Raw genomic sequence first — 20,743 nt, 5'->3', positions numbered from 1 at the left:
CATGAGCAACACCATCGCGACACGCACCACCGCACAGGAACTGATTCAACGATCCAACCGGTTGGGTGCAGACAAGAAGAACACCAACTACGCCGGTGGAAACACCTCGGCCAAGGGCACCGCGAAAGACCCGGTCACCGGTGAGCAAATTGAGCTGCTCTGGGTCAAGGGATCGGGCGGGGACCTCGGCACGTTGACCGAAAAGGGGCTGTCGACCCTGCGCCTGGACCGCATGCGCTCGCTGGTGGACGCCTACCCGGGCGTGGAGCGCGAAGACGAGATGGTCGCGGCCTTCGATTACTGCCTGCACGGCAAGGGAGGCGCCGCGCCATCCATTGATACCGCAATGCATGGGCTGGTCAACGCAAACCACGTCGACCACTTGCACCCGGACTCCGGCATTGCCATTGCCACTGCCAAGGACGGCCGGGAGCTGACCGCAAGGATCTTCGGCGACAAGGTGGCTTGGGTTGACTGGCGCCGCCCCGGATTCCAGCTGGGACTGGATATTGCCGCGATCAAGGACGCCAATCCGCAGGCCGTGGGCTGCATCCTCGGCGGCCATGGCATCACCGCCTGGGGAGATACCTCCCAGGAATCCGAGTCCAACTCGCTGTGGATCATCGACACCGCCGCTGCCTACCTTGACGAGCACGGCGCACCGGAGCCCTTCGGTCCTGTGGTTCCCGGATTCGAGCCGCTGGACGAGGAGGAGCGCCGGACCCGCGCCGCCGCATTGGCCCCGAGCATCCGCGGCCTGGCCAGCACCGACAAGCCCATGGTGGGGCACTTCAGCGATGATCAGCGAGTCCTGGATTTCCTCTCGCGCCAGAAGCTGGCGCAGCTGGCGGCCCTGGGCACCAGCTGCCCGGACCACTTCCTGCGCACCAAGATCAAGCCGATGGTGCTGGATCTTCCCGCTACCGCAGGCGTATCGGAGCAGATCGCTCGCCTGGAAGAACTGCATGCGCAGTACCGTGCTGACTACCAGGCCTACTACGAGGCCCACAAGGACCTGGACTCTCCGGCGATGCGCGGGGCCGACCCGCTGATCGTGCTGGTCCCGGGCGTCGGCATGTTCTCCTATGGGGCGAATAAGCAGACCGCACGGGTCGCTGGCGAGTTCTACCTCAATGCCATCAACGTCATGCGCGGCGCCGAAGCGGTCTCCAGCTATACGCCGATTTCCGATGCCGAGAAGTTCCGCATTGAATACTGGGCGCTGGAGGAAGCCAAGCTGCAGCGCATGCCCAAGCCCAAATCCCATGCCGGGCGCATCGCCCTGGTCACCGGTGCCGCGTCGGGCATCGGCAAGGCCGTGGCGCAGCGGCTGGCAGCCGAGGGAGCCTGCGTGGTCATCGCAGACCTGGACCTGGACAAGGCGCAGGCCGCCGCGGCGGAGCTGGGTACAGCAGATGTGGCCGTTGGCGTCGCCGCCAACGTGGCCGATGCGCACGCCGTGCAACGTGCCATCGATGAGGCGGTGCTGGCATTTGGCGGATTGGACCTGGTGGTGAACAACGCGGGCCTCTCGCTTTCAAAGCCCTTGCTGGAAACCACCGAGGCCGACTGGGACCTGCAGCATGATGTGATGGCCAAGGGATCGTTCCTGGTTTCCAAGGCCGCGGCCAAGGTGCTGATCGAGCAGAAGCTCGGCGGCGATATCATCTACATTTCCTCCAAGAACTCGGTCTTCGCAGGTCCGAACAATATTGCCTACTCGGCCACGAAGGCCGACCAGGCGCATCAGGTGCGCTTGCTGGCCGTAGAATTGGGCGAGCATGGCGTGCGCGTGAACGGCATCAACCCCGATGGCGTAGTGCGCGGCTCCGGGATCTTCGCCTCCGGCTGGGGTGCCCAGCGTGCGGCGACCTATGGCGTGGCAGAGGAGGATCTGGGGCAGTTCTACGCAAACCGCACGATCCTGAAGCGCGAGGTCATCCCGGAGAACATTGCCGATGCCGTGTTCGTGCTGACCGGGCCGGAACTGACCCGGACCACCGGATTGCACATTCCGGTGGATTCCGGAGTGGCGGCAGCCTTCCTGCGATGAGCAAGCAAGCAGAGAGCGCGCCGGTCGCAGCTATCGACCTCGGCGCCACCAGCGGACGTGTCATGATCGGCCAGATGGTGGACGGGAAGCTCCAGCTCACTGCCGTCCACCGTTTCGCCAACGGACCGGTTCCGCTGTCGAGCCTGGAACCAGGGGCGCGGCAAGAAGCGCTGGCCTGGGATATCGATGAGCTCTGGGCGCAAATTCGCCACGGCCTCTCGCTGGCTTTCGCGCAGCGCGGGGATATCGCCAGCATCGGGGTGGACTCCTGGGCGGTGGACTATGCGTTGCTCAAGGACGGCAAGCGCCTGGGAGAAGTGCGGCATTACCGGGATCCGCGCAATGAGCGCGCGGTTGCTGCGCTGGAACAGAAATTCAGCCGGCGCGAGTTGTTTGCACGCAATGGGCTGCAATTCCTTCCGTTCAACACCGTGTACCAGTTGCAAGCCGAGAAGTTGGAAAACCGGTTGGCGGACGCCGAGGCGCTGCTGCTGGTTCCCGACTATTTCAACTGGATGCTCACAGGGCATCGGCGCAGCGAGTGGACGAACGCTTCCACTACCGGGTTGCTGAACCACAGCACCGGTACATGGGACGAGGATCTGGTTGCTGAACTGGGGCTTTCGGGAAAGCTCGCGCAGCTAGTGCACCCTGGCCAGCCGGTGGGCGCACTGCTGCCCGAGCTGGCTGCGGAATTCGGAGCCAGCCACGAAGTCCAGGTAGTGGCGGTCGCTTCCCATGACACGGCCAGCGCAGTGGTCGCGACCCCGCTCTCCAGCGGGCAATCCGCCTATATCTCTTGCGGAACGTGGGGATTGGTTGGTGTGGAGCTGGACCGCCCGGTACTCACCGAGCAAGCGCATCAAGCGGGATTCACCAACGAGCTGGGGCTGGATTCCAGTGTCCGGTTCCTGAAGAACGTCGCCGGAACCTTTCTGCTCAGCGAGTCGATCCGCCAATGGAACGACGACGCGGAAGCCGCCGGAAGGGAAGAAACCAGCTTGGAGCAGCTCCTTGCCGAGGCCGCGGAATTGCCTGTTCCGCAGGTGCTGATCGATCCTCAAAGCGAGCGGTTCCTGGCTCCTGGCCAGATGGCCCAGCGCATCTGCGATGCGGTGGAAGCCGCCGGCGGGCAGCGCCCGTGCTCACCTGCCGAAGTGATCAGGGTGGTCGTCGAGTCGCTGGCTCAGAGTTTCGCCCGCCAAGCTGCAGAAGCCGCGCGGTTGGGTGGATTCGAGCTGGAGAACATCCATATTGTCGGAGGCGGCTCGCAAGGCCAGCTGCTGTGCCAGCGCACTGCAGACCATGCGCGCGTGCCGGTCATTTCCGGACCCGTGGAATGCACCGCCCTGGGCAACGTGCTCGTGCAGTTGCAAGCGGCTATGCCTGCGGGCGGTGATGCATTGAACCTGCGCGACGTGGTGCGCGACTCGGTGCCGCTAGGCGCCTACGCCCCGTCGCAGGCCCTGAAGCTGGCCTAGATCCGTGTGGGATATCTAGGCCGTCGTTGACCCTCCAGCCCGATGGGGCTGGAGGGTCGAACTTTTTACACCTTGCGCTGCACGAATACCACGGCATCCTCCAGGGTCGCCGGATTGCCATCGGGACCGATGATGGTGCGTTCGCGGACCTCGGCGCACAGCACCTCCCACTGCGCCGGATCCAGAGCCAAAGCTTCCAGTTCCTTTTCGGGGCTGGGGAACACGGGCATCTGGTGATCGGGCTTGCTGGCGAAGGACGGCATCGATGCATGGGACAGGGCCAGCAGGTGGCCGCCGGGTGCGACCAGGGTCGCTGCCTTGCGCAGGAAGCTGGCGCGAGGGAATTCAAAGGGTGCCTGGAAGAAGCTCAAGGTCACCAGGTCGAAGGTTTCCCCGGTATTCCACGCAGCCAGATCCGAGGCGATGAAGCGGGTCTGCCCCGCGTCCAGACCGTGCTTGGCCGCTTCTTCCTGCGCGCGCTTCACCGCGGTGGGCGAGATGTCGACCCCGGTAGCCTTCCAGCCATGGGTGGCCAGCCACAGCGCATCGCCTCCCTCCCCGCAGCCGATATCCAGCGACGTGCCGGGGGCCAGCGGGGCGACAAGGTTCTCGATGACCTGGTTGACCTTGCCTGACCAGACCCGCTCGGACTGGCCGTAGTGGTTCTCCCAGAAGGCGACATCATCATGTTCTTTGGTGTGGTGTTCGTGGTGTTGGCTCATTTTCGTTGTTCCCCATTCGTCAGTAAGGCCGTTGTTATCGACCCTACTGACGATCGACCCCATGCGCGATCAGTTTTGCGCCAGAGGCAAGAATCGCTGCTCCTACCTTGCACTGACCTTGCCGAAGAGCCGGGCAATGGATGCGAGGATCATTGGCCGGCAGGCCAGCCAGGCGCCGGCGATTACGAGCAGCGAGAGCGCGAAGAAGAGCAGTCCGGTCCAGTTATCCGCGTACGCGGCTGGATCCGTGGAACCCTGGGCCGCGTACATGTGGTTCAGGTTGCGCAGCGCCCCGGTGGAGAACACCAGGATCACGTGCACGAGGATGAACACAGCGAAGTACAGCATGGTTGGGAAGTGCAGCGCGCGGGCAACCTCGATCGGGTACTTCGCGGTCAGTGCTGGCATGTTCTTCGGCCAGAAGGCGCTGAGCCGGAAGCCGGTGATCGCCGCGACCGGGGCCGCGATGAACACGGTGGTGAAGTAGGCCAGCTGCTGCAGCGAGTTGTAATTCACCCAGCCGTTTTCGGTGGGCCAATCCAGCGTCAGGTACTGCAAGGCCGCCGAAATCGCGTTGGGGAAGACCTCCCAAGACGTCGGGACGATGCGCATCCAGTGGCCTGTGGCGAACAGCAGCACGAGGAACACCAGGCCATTGATGATCCACAGCAGGTCAAGACCCTGATGCAGCCAGAGGTTGATGCTCACCTTCGGGCTGCGCTTCGACGACCAATAGGCAGGCGGCTTCTTCTGGTGCCTGACCAGCATGCCAGAACGGATGATCAGGACCATCAGGAAGAAGTTGAAGAAGTGGTTCCATGCCAGCCAGCCAGGGAACCCGAGAGGTGCCGAGTCCGGCAGGTGGTACTCACCCGGGTAGCGTTCCATGAATGACTCCACGGCATCGATGCCGGCAATGCCGCGGGCAACGAGCACCACGGCAGTGGCGATGCCCAAGGCGCAGAATGCGCCAAGGATTCCAGCCAGCACCCACTGCTTGGTCGTCAGCGGGCCATGCTTGGCCGCTTCTTTCTTGCTCTTCGCCGCTGCCTGGGGTGCCGGCTTGCTCGCGCGCCCGGGGGTCAGCGCGTTACTTGCCGCGGCTGCTGGCGCGGCAGGTTCCTGCGCACCCATGCGGGTACGGGCAGGAGCAGCCTGCACCTCGGCGGCCGCAGGCTCCGAGACCAGCGCGGCGCCGGATGCCTGGCCCACCGGATCCGCGGGTGCTGCCTCTGCCCTCGGCGGGATGGCCGGTGCGGCCTGGGCCTGGGCAGCTTCCGCAACCGGTGCCGGCGGGAGCGCAGGCGCTGGAGCCGCTGGAGCTGCGGCAACAACGGGAGCTGCCACGAATGAACTTGGCGGCCACGGTTCTGCACCGGCGGTGCGCGGCAGGCCACGGCGAACTGCTGGTGCCCCGGCACTGGAAACCGCTGTGGCCGGGGCGGTACCCGCGGTGGCAACTGGTTCGGGGGCCGCCGGCGCTGATTCAGCTACCGGTTCGGCAACCGGTTCGCCAACTAGCTCGGCAACCGGCTCGGGTGCTGGTGCAGCGGAAGCGTTCTGCGATGCGGCTGGAGCGTTCGCGGCGACCGGCGTTCCCGCAGGCGGCCACGGCCCGCCGCCGGCAACCCGTGGCAGGCCCTGGCGAAGAAGCCCGGCAACCGCGCCCTGATCTGCAACAGGTTCCGCGGCCGGTGCGCTGGCTGCGGAACTAGCAGATGCTTGGCCAGGCGTTGGTTCCGCAGGCACCGACGGGCCAACGGGCTGGTCGAGAACTGGTTCTGCAGCATCCTCGACCGCGCTAGGCCCTGCCGGGACCGCGGCGCCTGCAGCGGGAGCGAACAGCTCGGCTGGCGGCCAGGGATCGCCGCCGGCCACGCGCGGCAGCCCCTGGCGGATGGATTGGTTTGGTGCGTTCATGGCGATCAGGCCTTGCGTGCTTCCAAGGCGGAAATCAGCTGGGGCACGACCTTGAAGACATCCCCCACCACGCCGAAGTCGGCGATCTCGAAGATCGGCGCATCGGCATCCTTGTTGATGGCGACGATGGTCTTGGCGGTCTGCATGCCCGCCTTGTGCTGGATGGCTCCGGAAATGCCCAGTGCCACGTACAGCTGGGGAGAGACTGCCACGCCGGTCTGGCCCACCTGGGCGGCATGCTCGACGTATCCGGCATCCACCGCCGCACGCGACGCGCCCACGGCAGCACCCAAGGCATCGGCCAGCTGGTGCACCAGGTCGAACTGCTCCGCGCTGCCCAACCCGCGGCCACCGGAGACCACGCGTGCCGCGGAACGCAGCTCGGGACGGGTGGATGCCGTTTCGGCCGTTCTCAGTTCCTTGACCTCTACCTCCGGCTTGCCGCTGGCGGCTACCTCCAGCGGGATCGCGCTCGCCGGTTGGGCCTGGGCACGCTCTTCGATGCTGCCCACGCGCACGGTGATCACCGGCGCGCCGAAGGTCGGGGCACTGTGGGTCGAATACGCGCCGCCGTAGATCGAGTGGGCTGCGATGATTCCCTGGTCATCACGCGAAACACCGAGCGCATCGACGCTCAGCGCCAAGCGGCGGCGCACCGCGAAGCGTGCGGCCACTTCGCGCGAAGCCAGGGTATGCCCCAGCAGCACGGCTTGTGGCTGGATTTGCGCGAAGGCCTGCTGCAGCGCGTCAGCCATCGGCGCGGTCAGCACCGGAGAATCGACGGCGGCGGTGAGTACCTGCGCGGCGCCAGACTCGCTGGCTTGCGCCGCCAGGGTATCAAGGGATCCGGCCGGAGCGGCGAGAAGCGCTACCGGGGTGCCCACGGCAGAGGCGGCGCCGAGCAGTTCCGCGTGGTTCTTGGCCAGCGTTCCAGTGGCCGTGGTCTCGAGGAAAACAAGAATTGAATCAGAAGCAAAGGAAGTCATGGTTTTCTTTCCGCTCACACCAGGTTGTTCTTGATGAGGAATTCGGCCACTGCGTTACCGGCCTCGCCGTCATCGGCAATGACAGTTCCAGCGGTGCGGGGCGGGCGCTGGGCCACCGAAACCATGATGGAACGCGCAGTATCCGCAGGCAGGGACTCGACGCCCAAATCGGCCAGGGACAGGGACTCGACCGGTTTCTTCTTCGCGGCCATGATGCCCTTGAAATTCGGGAAGCGGGCATCTGGCAATGCCTCGGTGATCGAAGCGACCGCTGGCAATGGAGCGCTGATCTGGGCGGCAGCGCCATCCAGCTCGCGCAATCCGCTGATCGCGCCGTCGGCAATTTCTACCGAGGACAACGAGGTCGCCGCCGGAAGATCAAGCAGCTCGGCCAGCATGACCGGGAGCATGCCCGCGGAGCCGTCGGTGGACATGTTGCCGGTGAGGACCAGATCGTAGCTGCCTCGGCGCAAAGCCGCCGCCAGGACCTGCGCGGTGAGGACCAGATCGGCGCCGAGAAGCTCCTCGTCGCTGATATGCACGGCGCTGGCAGCGCCCATGGCCAAGCCCTTGCGCAGGGTGGCCTGAGCTGAATCCGGGCCCATGGTCAGCACGGTGATTTCAGTCCCAGGGTTCGCATCAGCATGCTTCAGCGCAACTTCCAGGGTCCGCTCGCCGATTTCATCGAGCACCACTTCTGAAGCGGCACGGTCGGCCAGGCCGGTCTCCAGATCCAGCAGGCGGTCCTCTCCGGTATCTGGGACTTCTTTGATCAAAACCGCGATCTTCATTATTTTCTCCCTCTTATCGCAGTAGCATCTGCCAGGACATCCGATGGCTGGAAATCACCAATGATCCGGGGCTTCGCGGACCACTGAAGCGGCCCCCGCCGAAACTACTAGGAAATCCAAGTTCATTAATAGGCCACGGCGCAGATTTTCTGCAGAGCTGAAAGCATTGTGTCGCAGGCTACGTCTGTCTTTGCTGTTCATCTTGTCGGATTCAGCGCCATTGGTCAATGAAAGTGGACAAGAAAACAGCAAGTGAGCACCTTGAACACCAAAGGTCCACGGTCCGGCGGGGTCATCCGGGCATGCTTCCACGCAGGTGAGCCACATCGCGCTATTCGCCCGGCTTCGGGCGGGCACCGTAGGCTTTAACCAGAGACCAATTTCGGAACCAAAGGACGGCTCATGGCCAGCAAAAAGCGTCAAGGCAAGAAGAACTCGGGCGTAGGAAATCCTGCCAAGGCGGCAGCGCGCGGCCGCAGCGTGTTCCTGATCCAGGCTGAACAGCAGATCAATGCGCTTCGCCAGGACTACACAACTTGGGTAGCGCAGCAGGTTCCTGCCTTTTCGCCTGAACAGGCGGCGCAGGCAGCGGGCATGCAGCTGGACGTCATCGGGCAGATCGCCGGCCAGTACGCCGAGAACGCCCGCAGCTCGAACCTGTTCGACCTGGACATCGATGTCTTCGGCGAGACTCTGGCCGAGCACCTGGGCAACCTGCCGGAATCCTTGGCTCCGGAGCCGATCTTCACCACATGGCTGGAATACTTCAGCTTCATCGAGCAGCGCATGCTCTGGCAGGGCCCTGCGGAGAACCTCGAAGCCCTGCGCGAGATGCTGGAAGATACGCTCAATGGTTTTGCCGAGGGCGACGCGGAGCTATGCGGATTGCTGCGCGAAACCTGGTTGTTCAGCCAGGTCAAGGCCTATGCCCAGGCAGTGGCCGAAGGCGTGGACATGGAGGACTTCAGTGCAGCAGCCGAAGCGCCGCGCGCCAAGGTATTGACTGCCGTTGGCCTGGATGCCGAAACCTTCGACCCGGAAGGCCCGGCGCCACTAGCCTTCAACTACATCTGGAGCGCCGGCCGGATGTCCGTCGTGGAGTCGGAAGGATCGGTGTTGCGCACGGATCCGGACGCCTACGAATTGCTGGTTGCCGGCGAGGAAGCGGGCAGCGCGCAGCTGCTCTTCGAGATGGCTGTCGGCTGCGTCCAGGCGCACCTGAACCCGACCTTCGATGTCACCTTGCGGGATGAAGCCCATTACCTGGTGCTGCGTAACCTGCTGGTCACCGCATCCACCGGCCGCGAAGGGGACTTGGAGGGCCTGCGCCGCAACTGCGGTCCGAAGATCTACGATGCCGTGCTTCCAGAAGCCCGCATCGCCATGGATTCCTTGGTCGGCTACGGTCTGATTTCCAAGGACGGCGAGCACTACAGCATCGACGAGCGCCTGGTTCCGGTCATCTCCGCCGGCATCTCAGAGGTCGAGGCCTTCTTCGAAGAAGCCGAATAAGGCAGGGGATGATACCCGCAGAGGCACCAGTCTGCGGGTATCATCCAACCTAGGAAGATATTCGCTAGTAGCAAGCAGGCAATCGCTAATGGGCAAGAAAATCAGTTGGCCAATGAGCTGGCTGGCTGCAGCCAGCGGGATCCTCTTTGCGGTGCTGCTGCTGATCGTGGATCCGCTGATCGCGGATGCCCCATGGTGGTCCGAACCCGACCTGTGGGTGCCCTTGGCGTTCCCGCTGCTTCCATGGCTGGCAGTTGCCGGCGTGATGGCATGGCTGGGAAGCGCAACCGAGCGCTGGCTGCACGTTCTGGTGTTCAGCTTCAGCGCCCTGGCCGCCGGGGTGATTCCCGGCCTTTTCTGGACGCTACTGCTCTTTGACGCTTTCCCGGATTCCGCCAGCCCGCAGCTTCCCATGGCCGTCTCGCTATTCTCGGGTGCGGTGGCAATTGTGCTGGGTGCAGTTGCAGGCGGGCGGGCAATTTTCAGGCGTTTCAGGAAGGCCCGGCTGGCCGCAGTGGCGAACTAGGCGGCGGAGCGAAGCCCCTGGAGGCTATCGAGCCTGGTCGTCCTGCCGCGAGGCAGCGATGGAGATCAGTTTCCGCAGCACCTCCAGGTCGATGTCCTCCAGCTTTTTCACGTACACGCAACCGGCTCCCTCGGTGTATTTGCCCAGCTGCGGCAAGAGCTGGGCGCCCTCGGGAAGGTCCTTCAGCCCGTAGAGCGAGAGCTGGGCCTTGCGCGGCGAGAAACCGGTCTTAGGCCAGATGCCCGTGGTGCGCGCATTGGCAGGGGAGATGTAGGTGTAGCTTCCGTAGCCCACCATGCTCGGTCCCCACATCACCGGCTGCTCGCCGGTGGCTTCGCGGAAGATGCGGTCCAGTTCGTGGCCGTCAACCCGGCGCTTGGCCGGGGTTGCCGCCTCAATGAATTCCTCCACGCTGGCCTCAGTTGGAAGGGTCTTCTGACTTGTTGGCAAGTGATGCCTCCTCGGGTGCTCCAGGTGATTCGGCCTGGAAAATTGTCGACAGCTTGCGGTACTGGCTGGTGCCCATGGCCAGCAGCGCCACCACAATCATGATCAGCCCGCCGGCCAGGAATATCAAGGCGATGCCGCGCGCCTGGCCTTGCCCCACCAGCCAGCCGAATCGGTCGTCGCCCGCTGGCGAGCGCATGAAGGGGATGACCAGGTACTGGGCTATCGGCGCGATCAGGAAAGCGGTAATCGGCGCCGCGGCGGCTTCCATCATCTGGGCGAAGCCGAACACCCGGCCCTGGCGGCGGAAGGTGACCACCTTCTGGATCACCGTTTGCTCCGAGGCTTCCACCGCCGGGATCAGCATCATGTAGAGCCAGATGCCCAGCACATAGAGCCACGTCCATTCGCGGATGGTGAAGATCGCGCCGAGGAATCCCATGACGGCAACCAGCAGGAGCATGGTGCGGATCGGGTTGGCCCCCAGGCCGAACTTGGCGATGGCCAAGCCGCCGATGATGAAGCCGGTGGATGCCAGCCCGAAGGTGATGCCCCAGGCTTCGACCGGCATGATGGTCAGCCCGTAGGGATCCATCAGCGCCATGTAGGTGCCGCCGATGAAGTTGTTGAACATCGAGAAGATGATCAGCGCGAATAGGCCAGGGATGGCCATCACTGTAGTGAAGCCCAGGCGCAGGTCGCTGGTCTTGGTCCGCCCTTCCTCCTTTTCCGGTTCCTCCTCCGGGATGGAGATGCCCAAAAGGTGCAGCATCGTGACCACGACCATCACGATGGCAATGGCCAGCGTCCATCCCATCCCCAGCAGTCCGATGGACAGCCCGGAGAACACGCTGGTGATGATGAAGGCGATGCCCTGCACCGTGCCCACCAGCCCGTTGGCGTTGGCATGGCGCTCGACCGGGATCAGCAAGGTGACCGTCGTGGACAGCGCGATGCCTCGCATCTGCTCCACGATCGCGCCGAACAGGATGACCAGGCAGAAGATCCAGAACTGCCATCCGCCGATATCCAGGATGTCCTTCGTGGGCAGCCAGAGGTAGATCAGCCCAGCCAGGGAAAAGGCCACAGCGGTGATCATCGCGGAGAAGACGAAGACCGATTTCTTACGGTGGTTGTCCACGATCGTCCCGAAAACCATGGAGAACACGGAGATCAGCAGCATGAATGCGCCGCCGATGATGCCGGTGGCCATGACGTTCTCGGTCTCCAGGTACACCCAGAAGGTCAGCGCGAACCACAGGTAGCTGGTGGTGAGGTTCGCGACGGCGGTGTTGACCAGGATGTGCATGAAAGAGCGCTGGCCCTGCGGCGGAACTTCGGGGTTCTGGCCGTGGGCCGGCGGGAGATCAGGGGGTCCTTCATCGCGCATGGGCAAGCCTGCTTCGAAAAAGTGGCTGGTGGTCGTAGCAAAAGAATACGCCGATGCATTGATAGGCAACAGGTGTGAATTCAGACGATCGAAAACATAGTAGTCAGATGCCTAGCCCAAGCCTAGGCATAACCCTAGTGTGACCGCCCGCACTTTCTGCCAAGGTTGAATCCATGCAAACCGGCTGCAGCGGTTTCCCCTTTAAACGAGCATTGAATGGACGGAGCACACCACGCCATGACAGAGACCCTGAACGAGGTATCCAGCCTGCTGGATAACGCGCTGGTTGACAGCCCGGAAACCGGAGAGTTCCGCGCCAACCGAAATATCTTCACCGACGAAGAGATTTTCGAGATGGAAATGAAGCACATCTGGGAAGGCAACTGGGTGTACTTGGCCCACGAGTCCCAGATCCCGAACATCGGCGACTACTACACCACCAACATCGGCCGCCAGCCCATCATCATCTCGCGCAACAAGCAGGGCGAACTCAACGCGCTGATCAACGCCTGCAGCCACCGCGGAGCCATGCTCTGCCGGCGCAAGACCGATAACCGCACCACCTTCACCTGCCCGTTCCATGGCTGGACCTTCAACAACTCCGGCAAGCTGCTCAAGGTCAAGGATTCGCGGGGAGCTGGCTACCCGGAGCAGTTCAACAAGGACGGCTCCCACGATTTGACCAAGGTCGCCCGTTTCGAGAACTACCGCGGTTTCCTCTTCGGCTCGCTGAACGCCGATGTCCTGCCGCTGGAAGAGCACCTGGGCGAGGCCACGAAGATCATCGACATGATGGTTGACCAGTCCGAAGAAGGCCTGGAAGTGCTGCGCGGCGCCTCGACCTACACCTATGACGGCAACTGGAAGCTGCAGGCGGAGAACGGCGCCGACGGCTACCACGTCTCGGCCACCCACTGGAACTACGCCGCCACCCAGGCCCGCCGCGCCAACGGCGAATCCTCCAACGACACCAAGACCATGGACGCCGGCGGCTGGGACAAGCAGAAGGGCGGCTACTACTCCTTCGAGCACGGCCACCTGCTGCTGTGGACCGAATGGCTGGACCCGGCCAACCGCCCGCTGGCCGAGAAGCGCGACGAGCTGGTCGCCAAGTTCGGCGAAGCCAAGGCCGACTGGATGATCGGCATTTCGCGCAACCTGTGCCTGTACCCGAACGTGTACCTGATGGACCAGTTCGGCTCGCAGATCCGCGTCTTCCGGCCGATCTCCGTGGACAAGACCGAGGTGACCATCTACTGCTTCGCCCCGGTGGGCGAATCGGACACCGCGCGCGCGGCCCGCATCCGCCAGTACGAGGACTTCTTCAACGCCTCGGGCATGGCCACCCCGGATGACCTGGAAGAATTCCGCTCCTGCCAGAAGACCTACCTGGCCACCTCGGCGCAGTGGAATGACCTCTCGCGCGGCCAGGCCCACCAGATCACCGGCCCGGATGAGAACGCGGACAAGGTGGGCCTGAAGCCCATCTCCTCCGGAGCGCGCACCGAGGACGAGGGCTTGTACCCGATCCAGCACGGCTACTGGCTGCAGACCATGCGCCAAGCCGTGGATAACGAACGCGAAGCACAGAACTAAGGTCGAAGGGACAAGACAGATGAGCACCATCGCACTGACCGAGGCGCCGACTTCCAACGGCGCAGTCACCACCGCGGATATCGCGCAGTTCCTCTACCAGGAAGCCCGCTTCCTCGATGACCGGGACTTCGACCGCTGGCTGGACTGCTACCACCCGGAAGCCACCTTCTGGATGCCGGCCTGGGCCGATGACGAGCAGCTGACCGAAGACCCGCAGCGCGAGATCTCGCTGATCTACTACGCTAACCGCGGCGGCCTGGAAGACCGCGTCTTCCGCATCAAGACCGACCGCTCCTCGGCCACCTCGCTGCCCGAGCCGCGCACCGGGCACAACATCACCAACGTGGAGATCGTTGCAGTGGACGGCGACAAGGTGGACATCCGCTTCAACTGGTTCACCCTGTACTACCGCTACCAGAACGTGGACACCTACTTCGGCACCTCGTTCTACACGATCGACTACTCCGGCACTGCGCCGGTGATCACCGCGAAGAAGGTCGTCCTGAAGAACGACTACATCCACCACGTCGTGGACATCTACCACATTTAAGCGACACCCATTGGGCGGCGGGGCCAGTGCAGGCCCCGCCGAATCGCCCATCCCCGAATCCTGTGAAATGAGCATGCCATGTCCCACCAGGTAGCCCTCGCCTTTGAAGACGGAATCACCCGCTTCATCAAGGTCGGCGCGAACGAAACCGTCGCCGATGCCTCCTACAAAGCCCTCATCAACATCCCGCTGGACTGCCGCGACGGCGCCTGCGGCACCTGCAAGGCCTTCTGCGAGTCGGGCAAGTACGACGGCGGCGACTACATCGAAGAAGCCTTGACCGACGACGAGGCAGAGGCCGGATACTGCTTGCCCTGCCAGATGGTCCCCGAATCCGACCTCGTGCTGCAGATCCCGACCACGTCGGATGTCGCCAAGACCTCGGCCGCCTCCTTCGAATCCACGCTGAGCGAGATCCGCCGCATCTCCGAAACCACCTACGCCTTCAGCCTCGAGGTGGACAAGCGCGAAGACCTCTCCTTCCTGCCGGGCCAGTACGTGAACATCGAGGTCCCCGGCTCCGGTGGGCAAACCCGTTCCTACTCCTTCAGCTCGGGCCCGGAAGTGGACATCGTCTCCTTCCTGATCCGCATCACCGACGGCGGTCTGATGTCCACCTACATGCGCGATACCGCGCAGGTGGGCGACCGCATCACCTTCACCGGTCCGATGGGCAGCTTCTTCCTGCGCGAACCCAAGCGCCAATCGCTGCTGCTCGCCGGCGGCACCGGCCTGGCCCCGCTGCTGGCCATCCTGGAGAAGCTGGCCGGCATGGACAACCCGCACCCGGTGCACCTGATCTACGGCGTGAACACCGACATCGACCTGGTCGAACTCGACGTGCTGCAGGACTACACCCAGCGCATCGCGGGCTTCAGCTTCGACACCGTGGTGGGTGACCCGGACAGCGCTTCACAGAAGAAGGGCTACGTCACCAACCACTTCGAGCCGCAGCACCTGGCCGAGGGCGACGTGGACATCTACCTGTGCGGCCCGCCTCCGATGGTGGAGGGCGTGCGCCACCACCTGGAAGCCGAAGGCCTCAAGCCGCAGAATTTCTACTACGAGAAGTTCGCGCTGGCCGTCGTTCCGGACGCCGAGCCTGCCGCCCCGGCTGCCGAGGCGCCCGCCGCGCAAGCCGCCGCCGACCAGGGCTACGAAATCGGCGAGGAGCACGCCAGCTTCGAGGCCCAGTTCGATGCGCGCATGGCCTTGGAACTGGCCGTCGTCGAGCTGACCATGGGCAAGCTGGCCGAGGGCCAGCTGGGCGAATTCAAGGTCCTGGCCGAACTGGCCGGCAAGACCCTGGACGGCGAGAAGTTCATCAACGCCGAGGAATTCACCGTCACCAATGACGCCTTCCACGAATTCCTGTTCAAGGCCGTGGGCAACGAGCACCTGCTGCAGGCCTACCGCCGCCTGGACGTGCCGGCGCTGATGGCCGCCGTGCTGCGCCAGGAGCACTGGATCGACGGGGCCGTGGACGCCGACCACCTGGGCATCGTCGCCGCTTTCGAGAAGCAGGACATCGCCGCTGCCCGCGCAGCGATCACCGCGCACAACCAGCACGCCAAGGCCACCATGGCCGCCGCTTCCAAGGCAGCGGCCCAGTGAGCGCCGGGCTGCCCGAGTCCTTCCATCCGGGCCGCTTTGCCGGCAAGGTCGTCATGGTCACCGGCGCCGCCCAGGGCATCGGCTGGTCCGTGGCCCGGCGCATCGCCGCCGAGGGCGGGGAAATGGTGCTCGTGGACCGCGCGGCGCTGATCCACGAGGTGGCCGGGGCCCTGCGCGCCGACGGCGCCACCGCGCTGAGCGTGACCGCCGACCTGGAAACCTACGAGGGCGCGCTGGCTGCGGTCACCGCCGCGAAGGACCAGTTCGGACGCATCGATGTGCTGGTCAACAACGTGGGCGGAACCATTTGGGCCAAGCCCTACGAGCACTACGCGCCCGAGGAGATCGAAAAGGAAATCCGGCGATCGCTGTTCCCGACCTTGTGGATGTGCCGTGCGGTCTTCGAGGAAATGGTCCAGGCCCGATCCGGAACCATCGTGAACGTCTCCTCGGTCGCCACCCGCGGCATGAACCGCGTCCCGTACGCGGCGGCCAAGGGCGGGGTCAAGGCCATCACCTCGGCGCTGGCCATGGAGGGCGCCGAGTTGGGCATCCGCGTGGTCGCCACCGCGCCGGGCGGCACCGAAGCCCCTGAACGGGTAGTCAAGCGCGGGCCGGCGCCCACCGGCGAGCAGGAAAAAGCCTGGTACCAGGCCATCGTGGACCAGACCGTGGACTCAACCTTGCTCAAGCGCTACGGCACCTTGGACGAGCAGTCGGCGCCCATCGTGTTCCTGGCCTCGGATGAGGCCTCCTACATCACCGGTTCCACCCTCGCGGTGGCCGGAGGAGACCTCGGCTAGCGGCAGTCCCGGCACCGCAAACGCACCACCATGGAACAAACGGCTCGTGATCACGGGCCGTTTGTTCCATCCAGCACCATCCCGGCCGTGCTTCCAGCGCCGGGCACGTATTTTCCGGGGAACAACGAGGTTCCCCGGTCACCGCAAACGAACGGAAAAACACGTGAATACCAGCCCAATGACATCCAGCAACGCCGCCAATGGCGCCGTGCGCTGGGTGGTGGTGATCGCCGCCATCGCCCTGATCTTCGACGGCTACGACCTGGTGGTTTTCGGAACCATCGTCTCCACGCTGCTGGCGGACCCCAGCCAGCTCGGCCAGCTCGATGAAGCCGCCGCCGGATTGCTGGGCAGCTACGCGCTGCTCGGCGTGATGGTCGGTGCGCTGTCCACCGGCGCGATCGGCGACTACATCGGCCGGCGCAAGGCGATGATCACCGGCATCATCTGGTTCTCCGTCGGCATGGGCCTGACCGCGCTGGCCCCCGACACCCTGTGGTTCGGCATCCTGCGCTTCCTCACCGGCATGGGCGTGGGTGCGATCGTGGCCACCGCTGGCGCGGTGGTGGCCGAGTTCGCCCCGAAGAACCGCCGCAACTACTACAACGCGATCGTCTACTCGGGCGTGCCGGCCGGAGGCGTGCTCGCCTCGCTGCTGGCCATGGTGCTCAGCGACGTGATCGGCTGGCGCGGGCTGTTCCTCATCGGCGCGCTGCCGCTGCTGTTCCTGCTGCCGATGGCCTGGTTCAAGCTGCCCGAATCCCCGCAGTGGCTGCTCTCCCGCGGCCGCGTGGCCGAAGCCCGCGAGGTGGCTGCGCGCACCGGAATGCTGCTGGAACTTCCCAGCGACGCCGATGCCGGGCAGCTGAAGGCCGAACGTGTCGGCTTCGCCGCGCTGGCCACCAGGCGCTACGCGCTGCCTACCGCACTGCTGGGCATGATGAGCTTCGCCGGACTGCTGCTGACCTATGGGCTGAACACCTGGATGCCGGAAATCATGCAGCAGGCAGGCTACGGCAAGTCCCATTCGCTGCTCTTCTTGCTGGTGCTGAACCTCGCCGCGGTCTTCGGCGGGCTGCTGGCTTCGGTGGCCGCCGACCGCGTCGGCCCCAAGCAGGTCGTGGCGCTGACCTTCTTCCTGGCCGCGCTGGCAATGGTGCTGCTGCCCCTCAAGCTCCCGCTGGGCTTGCTGCTGTCCCTGGTGGCAGTGGCAGGTGTGGGAACCATCGGCACGCAGGTGCTGATCTACGGATTTGTGTCGAACTACTACCACAGTGCCGCCCGCGGGGCCGGGGTGGCCTGGTGCGCCGGATTCGGCAGGCTGGGCGGGATCTTCGGCCCGCTGCTGGGCGGAGTGCTGCTTTCGGCGGGAGTTTCCCCGGGAACCGCATTCTATGTCTTCGCCGCAGTTGCTATCGTTGGAACGCTGGTCACCACCTGCGTCCCGATGACCCGTTCGGCCGCGCAGCGCAGCGCGCAAGAAGAGCTGGCTGCCGCGGGAGCAGGGAAGTAGCAGCACATCGAAACGCAACGCGGCGACGCAGGAAGGCTGGTGAACGCCATGCTCAGTGCCCAGCAGGGCCAGGATGCGCTCATCGGCCTTTCCCGCGAAGTCCAGCAAACTGGCAGTACCCTGGCCGTGCTGAAGGGTCCGCGCGGCAGCGGCAAGAGCACGATCATCAAGGCGCTGCTAACCCGGTTGGCCAGCCAATCGGTGCAGCTGGTGACCGCTTCGCGCTGGGAAACCGCGCAGCCCGGAGCCGCCTTGGGCCCGTTGCTGCAACGCAGCCACGCAGGCTCGGCCGGGGCGCTGGGCGAGGCCTTGCTGGAATACCTGCGCAGGGAGGCGCCGCAACCCCGTGTGCTGGTGCTGGAAAATGCACAATGGGTCGATGACCTGAGCTTCCAGGCGCTGCACTACGCCTGGCGCCGCTTGCGCAATGAACCGGTACTCATCGTGCTGGTGATGCGCGACCAGAACCTGGCCAGGCTTTCACCGGAAACCCGTGAATTCCTGGCCGACAGCCAATTGCAGATCCTGCAGCTTCAAGTGCCCGATCCAACGCATGCGCGCGAGATTATCTGCGCCAGGACGGGGATCGACCTGCCGCCCATGGCCGTCGAGCAGCTGGTGGACTACACCGAGGGCAACCTGCAGGTGGTCATCGAGCTGGCCCAGGAGAATCCGGAGCACAGCTGGGAGCAGTTCGACCGCTGGCCGCCTGCCCCTCGCGCCCTGTCCTTGCACGTCATCGAGCTATTGGAGGGGTTGGAACCGCGGGCGCGGGCGCTGCTGGAAGCGGCCGCGGTGCTCGGCGCGCAGGCCCGGATCGACAATATCGCCAAGCTGGTGGGCGAGGATGATCCGCTGCTGCCGATCCAGCAGATTCTCGACTCCTCGCTGGCGCAAACCCACGGCCATAGCGGGAAGGTGCGGCTCGGGTTCGAGAACGCATTGACCCAAATGGCTGTCTACCATCAGATCCCGCTGAGCACCCGCATCCGGTTGCATGCTTGCGCCGCGGACATCGTCGAGGACCAGGGGGCCAAGCTGGGCCATCGGGCCGATGCGAGCATCCTGCCCGATGGCAGCTTGTCGATGGAACTGCAAGACTACGCGCGGTCCCAAGGCAAGCGGGGCGAGTGGTCTTCGGCGGCTACCGCGTACTTCAGGGCCATGCACTTGTCCCCGGAACCGATGCGCCGCGACTCCCTGCTGCTCAACGCAGTGGATGCGATTGTCGCCGCCGGCGAGCTGCCGCGGGCGCAAACCTTCGCGCATCAGCTTTCGAGCTTGGAAAGCAGTCCGGAACGGGACGTGCTTTCCGGATACATCTCGATCCTGCAAGGCCGCGCCAACACCGCGCAGCGCTGGCTGTCCAGTGCCTGGCAGAACGCGGTCCAGCATCAGGACAACGATGTGATGGCCGCGATCGCCCAACGCCAAGTCCTCGATTCGCTGTGCCGTTTGAACGGGCAGAAGATCATTGACTGGGCTGAGCAATCGCTGCGCCTTGCCCAGGTGGGCAGCCCGCTGGCCATTGAGAACGCAGCCATCCAAGGGCTCGGCCTGGCAATGATGGGCCGGGCTGATGAGGGGGAACAGGTCTTGATGGACCTGCTGGCCACCCTTCCGGCGGGAGCACAGCGCCAGCGCGCGGAAATGTCACTGGGCTGGGTCTACCTCGCGACCGATCGCGTGGAGCTAGCCCGGCACGAGCTCTCCGCAGCCAGCTCCACGGACTTCAGCGATGGTTCCCTGCGCATCTCGCTGTGGGCCAAAGCCTGGTCGGCGCGCGCTGAATTCCTCATGGGCGACTGGGACCAAGCGCTGGAGACGGTTCGATCCGCGCAGTCCCTGCAGGAGCGTTCTGAAATCCAGATCCTGCGTCCGCTGATCCAGCTGACCGCGGTGCAGATTCACGCATTGCGCGGCAATTGGGAGCAGGCGGATCTGCACCTACGCAAGTCGTGGGCACGCACCGGCAGCTATGCCATTATGGAGATGCCTTACCGGATGGCGCGGGCCGAGATTGCCCGGGCGCAGGCAAACCATGAAGAGGTTGTGCGGACGCTGGAACCATTGCTTCGGCTGGACCGTACGCAGGGCATCGACCAAGCAGGTTTCTGGACCTGGCAGGATACATACGCCATGGCGCTAATCCGTTGCGAACGCCTGGATGAAGCAGAAAAATTCGTACAGCCGTTGCTGGAGAGTGCTCTCGCTTCAGGCCACCAGAGCGGAGCCGCTCGATTCCTGAGCGTGCAAGGCACCTTGCTGGCAGCCCGCGGTGATATCGACGCAGCCCGTTTGGCCTTTGAAGATGCCATCCGCCGTTTGGAAGGCATCGGGTCGGTCTACCACCGGGCAAAAATTGATTTCTACTACGGGCAATGCCTGCGCCGAGCCGGCAAGCGAGCCGAATGCGTTGCGCCGTTGACCCGCGCGCTGGCGATTTTCACGCACTTCGATGCATCCGTGTACATCGACCGCTGCACTCGTGAGCTCCAGGCAAGCGGAACCGGGATGCTGCGCAGGGAGAGTGCTGACTGGTCGACGCTGACGGCGCAGGAACAAGCCGTGGCCAAGCTGGTTTGCGAAGGTGCAAGCAATCGACGTGTCGCTGAAGAGCTGTATATAGGCACCAAGACAGTGCAGTACCACCTGACCAAGATCTACACGAAGCTGGCGGTCTCAAACCGTACTGAGCTTGCTGCGCTGGCGCGTTTCGACCTTGAAGGATAGTGCCTTTCGACTGAGAAAAATTTTCATTCCCGAGGGCAGCGAAACCATGCGGAGTTCGAGTTGACCTGCGCCCTGTGACTGTAGATTTTTTTCATTCAGCACGAAT

16 protein-coding genes are annotated in these 20,743 nt (G+C 64.3%); 10 read left to right on the top strand and 6 right to left on the bottom strand.

The annotated features are described in order from the left end of the window. The first annotated feature begins 1 nt into the window (after position 1). Complete coding sequence (locus tag ACIOTL_RS03230) at positions 2 to 2,053, top strand: bifunctional aldolase/short-chain dehydrogenase (RefSeq protein ID WP_133833975.1); 2,052 nt, start codon at positions 2 to 4, stop codon at positions 2,051 to 2,053. Beyond that, a complete protein-coding gene (locus ACIOTL_RS03225) occupies positions 2,050 to 3,534 on the top strand; it encodes a rhamnulokinase family protein (protein WP_332730803.1) in 1,485 nt (494 codons plus the stop codon). The genes ACIOTL_RS03230 and ACIOTL_RS03225 overlap by 4 nt, the downstream gene beginning before the upstream one ends. A gap of 65 nt (positions 3,535 to 3,599) precedes the next feature. Here the strand turns inward: ACIOTL_RS03225 and ACIOTL_RS03220 are convergent, their stop codons facing one another. From ACIOTL_RS03220 to ACIOTL_RS03205, 4 genes are all read right to left on the bottom strand, one after another. Then, positions 3,600 to 4,256 carry a class I SAM-dependent methyltransferase gene (locus tag ACIOTL_RS03220; protein WP_400341773.1) on the bottom strand — a complete coding sequence of 219 codons (657 nt, stop codon included), beginning with the start codon at positions 4,254 to 4,256 and terminating at the stop codon, positions 3,600 to 3,602. Between the two features lie 102 nt (positions 4,257 to 4,358). Further along, on the bottom strand, positions 4,359 to 6,176 hold the full coding sequence (locus ACIOTL_RS03215) for a cytochrome b/b6 domain-containing protein (RefSeq protein ID WP_400341772.1): 1,818 nt from the start codon (positions 6,174 to 6,176) through the stop codon (positions 4,359 to 4,361). A 5-nt stretch (positions 6,177 to 6,181) separates the two neighbouring features. After that, entirely contained in the window at positions 6,182 to 7,162 is a 981-nt protein-coding gene (locus tag ACIOTL_RS03210) for an electron transfer flavoprotein subunit alpha/FixB family protein (protein ID WP_400341913.1), read from the bottom strand. A gap of 14 nt (positions 7,163 to 7,176) precedes the next feature. After that, complete coding sequence (locus ACIOTL_RS03205) at positions 7,177 to 7,953, bottom strand: electron transfer flavoprotein subunit beta/FixA family protein (protein ID WP_400341771.1); 777 nt, start codon at positions 7,951 to 7,953, stop codon at positions 7,177 to 7,179. Between the two features lie 402 nt (positions 7,954 to 8,355). Here ACIOTL_RS03205 and ACIOTL_RS03200 point away from each other — a divergent pair, with 402 nt between their 5' ends. Beyond that, on the top strand, positions 8,356 to 9,465 hold the full coding sequence (locus ACIOTL_RS03200) for a hypothetical protein (protein WP_400341770.1): 1,110 nt from the start codon (positions 8,356 to 8,358) through the stop codon (positions 9,463 to 9,465). 88 nt (positions 9,466 to 9,553) lie between these two features. After that, positions 9,554 to 9,991 (top strand): hypothetical protein, encoded by a 438-nt coding sequence (locus ACIOTL_RS03195; protein ID WP_400341769.1) that lies wholly within the window; start codon positions 9,554 to 9,556, stop codon positions 9,989 to 9,991. 24 nt (positions 9,992 to 10,015) lie between these two features. Here the strand turns inward: ACIOTL_RS03195 and ACIOTL_RS03190 are convergent, their stop codons facing one another. Both ACIOTL_RS03190 and ACIOTL_RS03185 read right to left on the bottom strand, forming a co-directional pair. Next, a complete protein-coding gene (locus ACIOTL_RS03190; RefSeq protein ID WP_105656492.1) occupies positions 10,016 to 10,441 on the bottom strand; it encodes a DUF1801 domain-containing protein in 426 nt (141 codons plus the stop codon). Continuing rightward, on the bottom strand, positions 10,410 to 11,828 hold the full coding sequence (locus ACIOTL_RS03185; protein WP_105656491.1) for an MFS transporter: 1,419 nt from the start codon (positions 11,826 to 11,828) through the stop codon (positions 10,410 to 10,412). Before ACIOTL_RS03185 ends, ACIOTL_RS03190 begins: the two co-directional genes overlap by 32 nt. A 237-nt stretch (positions 11,829 to 12,065) precedes the next feature. Here ACIOTL_RS03185 and benA point away from each other — a divergent pair, with 237 nt between their 5' ends. From benA to ACIOTL_RS03155, 6 genes are all read left to right on the top strand, one after another. Beyond that, complete coding sequence (gene benA / locus ACIOTL_RS03180) at positions 12,066 to 13,424, top strand: benzoate 1,2-dioxygenase large subunit (protein WP_133833874.1); 1,359 nt, start codon at positions 12,066 to 12,068, stop codon at positions 13,422 to 13,424. A gap of 19 nt (positions 13,425 to 13,443) precedes the next feature. After that, positions 13,444 to 13,974 carry a benzoate 1,2-dioxygenase small subunit gene (gene benB, locus ACIOTL_RS03175; RefSeq protein WP_105656489.1) on the top strand — a complete coding sequence of 177 codons (531 nt, stop codon included), beginning with the start codon at positions 13,444 to 13,446 and terminating at the stop codon, positions 13,972 to 13,974. 78 nt (positions 13,975 to 14,052) lie between these two features. Continuing rightward, positions 14,053 to 15,588 carry a benzoate 1,2-dioxygenase electron transfer component BenC gene (gene benC, locus ACIOTL_RS03170; protein ID WP_400341768.1) on the top strand — a complete coding sequence of 512 codons (1,536 nt, stop codon included), beginning with the start codon at positions 14,053 to 14,055 and terminating at the stop codon, positions 15,586 to 15,588. Further along, positions 15,585 to 16,391 (top strand): 1,6-dihydroxycyclohexa-2,4-diene-1-carboxylate dehydrogenase, encoded by an 807-nt coding sequence (locus ACIOTL_RS03165; RefSeq protein ID WP_286134080.1) that lies wholly within the window; start codon positions 15,585 to 15,587, stop codon positions 16,389 to 16,391. Before benC ends, ACIOTL_RS03165 begins: the two co-directional genes overlap by 4 nt. A gap of 178 nt (positions 16,392 to 16,569) precedes the next feature. Then, positions 16,570 to 17,904 carry an MFS transporter gene (locus tag ACIOTL_RS03160; RefSeq protein ID WP_400341767.1) on the top strand — a complete coding sequence of 445 codons (1,335 nt, stop codon included), beginning with the start codon at positions 16,570 to 16,572 and terminating at the stop codon, positions 17,902 to 17,904. Between the two features lie 48 nt (positions 17,905 to 17,952). Then, positions 17,953 to 20,637, top strand: a complete 2,685-nt coding sequence (locus tag ACIOTL_RS03155; protein WP_400341912.1) for a LuxR C-terminal-related transcriptional regulator — start codon at positions 17,953 to 17,955, stop codon at positions 20,635 to 20,637. The last annotated feature ends 106 nt before the right edge of the window (positions 20,638 to 20,743 follow it).

Source organism: Glutamicibacter sp. NPDC087673 (genome assembly GCF_044743255.1).
Taxonomy (GTDB): domain Bacteria; phylum Actinomycetota; class Actinomycetes; order Actinomycetales; family Micrococcaceae; genus Glutamicibacter.
The sequence above is the reverse complement of the archived record's forward strand: the minus strand, read 5'-3'. Positions and strand labels throughout refer to the sequence as shown.

What these genes read in the sequence shown, in the direction of transcription:
- ACIOTL_RS03230 (WP_133833975.1), top strand. Translation starts at nt 2, where the DNA reads ATGAGCAACACCATCGCGACACGCACCACCGCACAGGAACTGATTCAA.
- ACIOTL_RS03225 (WP_332730803.1), top strand. Translation starts at nt 2,050, where the DNA reads ATGAGCAAGCAAGCAGAGAGCGCGCCGGTCGCAGCTATCGACCTCGGC.
- ACIOTL_RS03220 (WP_400341773.1), bottom strand. Translation starts at nt 4,256, where the DNA reads ATGAGCCAACACCACGAACACCACACCAAAGAACATGATGATGTCGCC.
- ACIOTL_RS03215 (WP_400341772.1), bottom strand. Translation starts at nt 6,176, where the DNA reads ATGAACGCACCAAACCAATCCATCCGCCAGGGGCTGCCGCGCGTGGCC.
- ACIOTL_RS03210 (WP_400341913.1), bottom strand. Translation starts at nt 7,162, where the DNA reads ATGACTTCCTTTGCTTCTGATTCAATTCTTGTTTTCCTCGAGACCACG.
- ACIOTL_RS03205 (WP_400341771.1), bottom strand. Translation starts at nt 7,953, where the DNA reads ATGAAGATCGCGGTTTTGATCAAAGAAGTCCCAGATACCGGAGAGGAC.
- ACIOTL_RS03200 (WP_400341770.1), top strand. Translation starts at nt 8,356, where the DNA reads ATGGCCAGCAAAAAGCGTCAAGGCAAGAAGAACTCGGGCGTAGGAAAT.
- ACIOTL_RS03195 (WP_400341769.1), top strand. Translation starts at nt 9,554, where the DNA reads ATGGGCAAGAAAATCAGTTGGCCAATGAGCTGGCTGGCTGCAGCCAGC.
- ACIOTL_RS03185 (WP_105656491.1), bottom strand. Translation starts at nt 11,828, where the DNA reads ATGCGCGATGAAGGACCCCCTGATCTCCCGCCGGCCCACGGCCAGAAC.
- benA (WP_133833874.1), top strand. Translation starts at nt 12,066, where the DNA reads ATGACAGAGACCCTGAACGAGGTATCCAGCCTGCTGGATAACGCGCTG.
- benB (WP_105656489.1), top strand. Translation starts at nt 13,444, where the DNA reads ATGAGCACCATCGCACTGACCGAGGCGCCGACTTCCAACGGCGCAGTC.
- benC (WP_400341768.1), top strand. Translation starts at nt 14,053, where the DNA reads ATGTCCCACCAGGTAGCCCTCGCCTTTGAAGACGGAATCACCCGCTTC.
- ACIOTL_RS03160 (WP_400341767.1), top strand. Translation starts at nt 16,570, where the DNA reads ATGACATCCAGCAACGCCGCCAATGGCGCCGTGCGCTGGGTGGTGGTG.
- ACIOTL_RS03155 (WP_400341912.1), top strand. Translation starts at nt 17,953, where the DNA reads ATGCTCAGTGCCCAGCAGGGCCAGGATGCGCTCATCGGCCTTTCCCGC.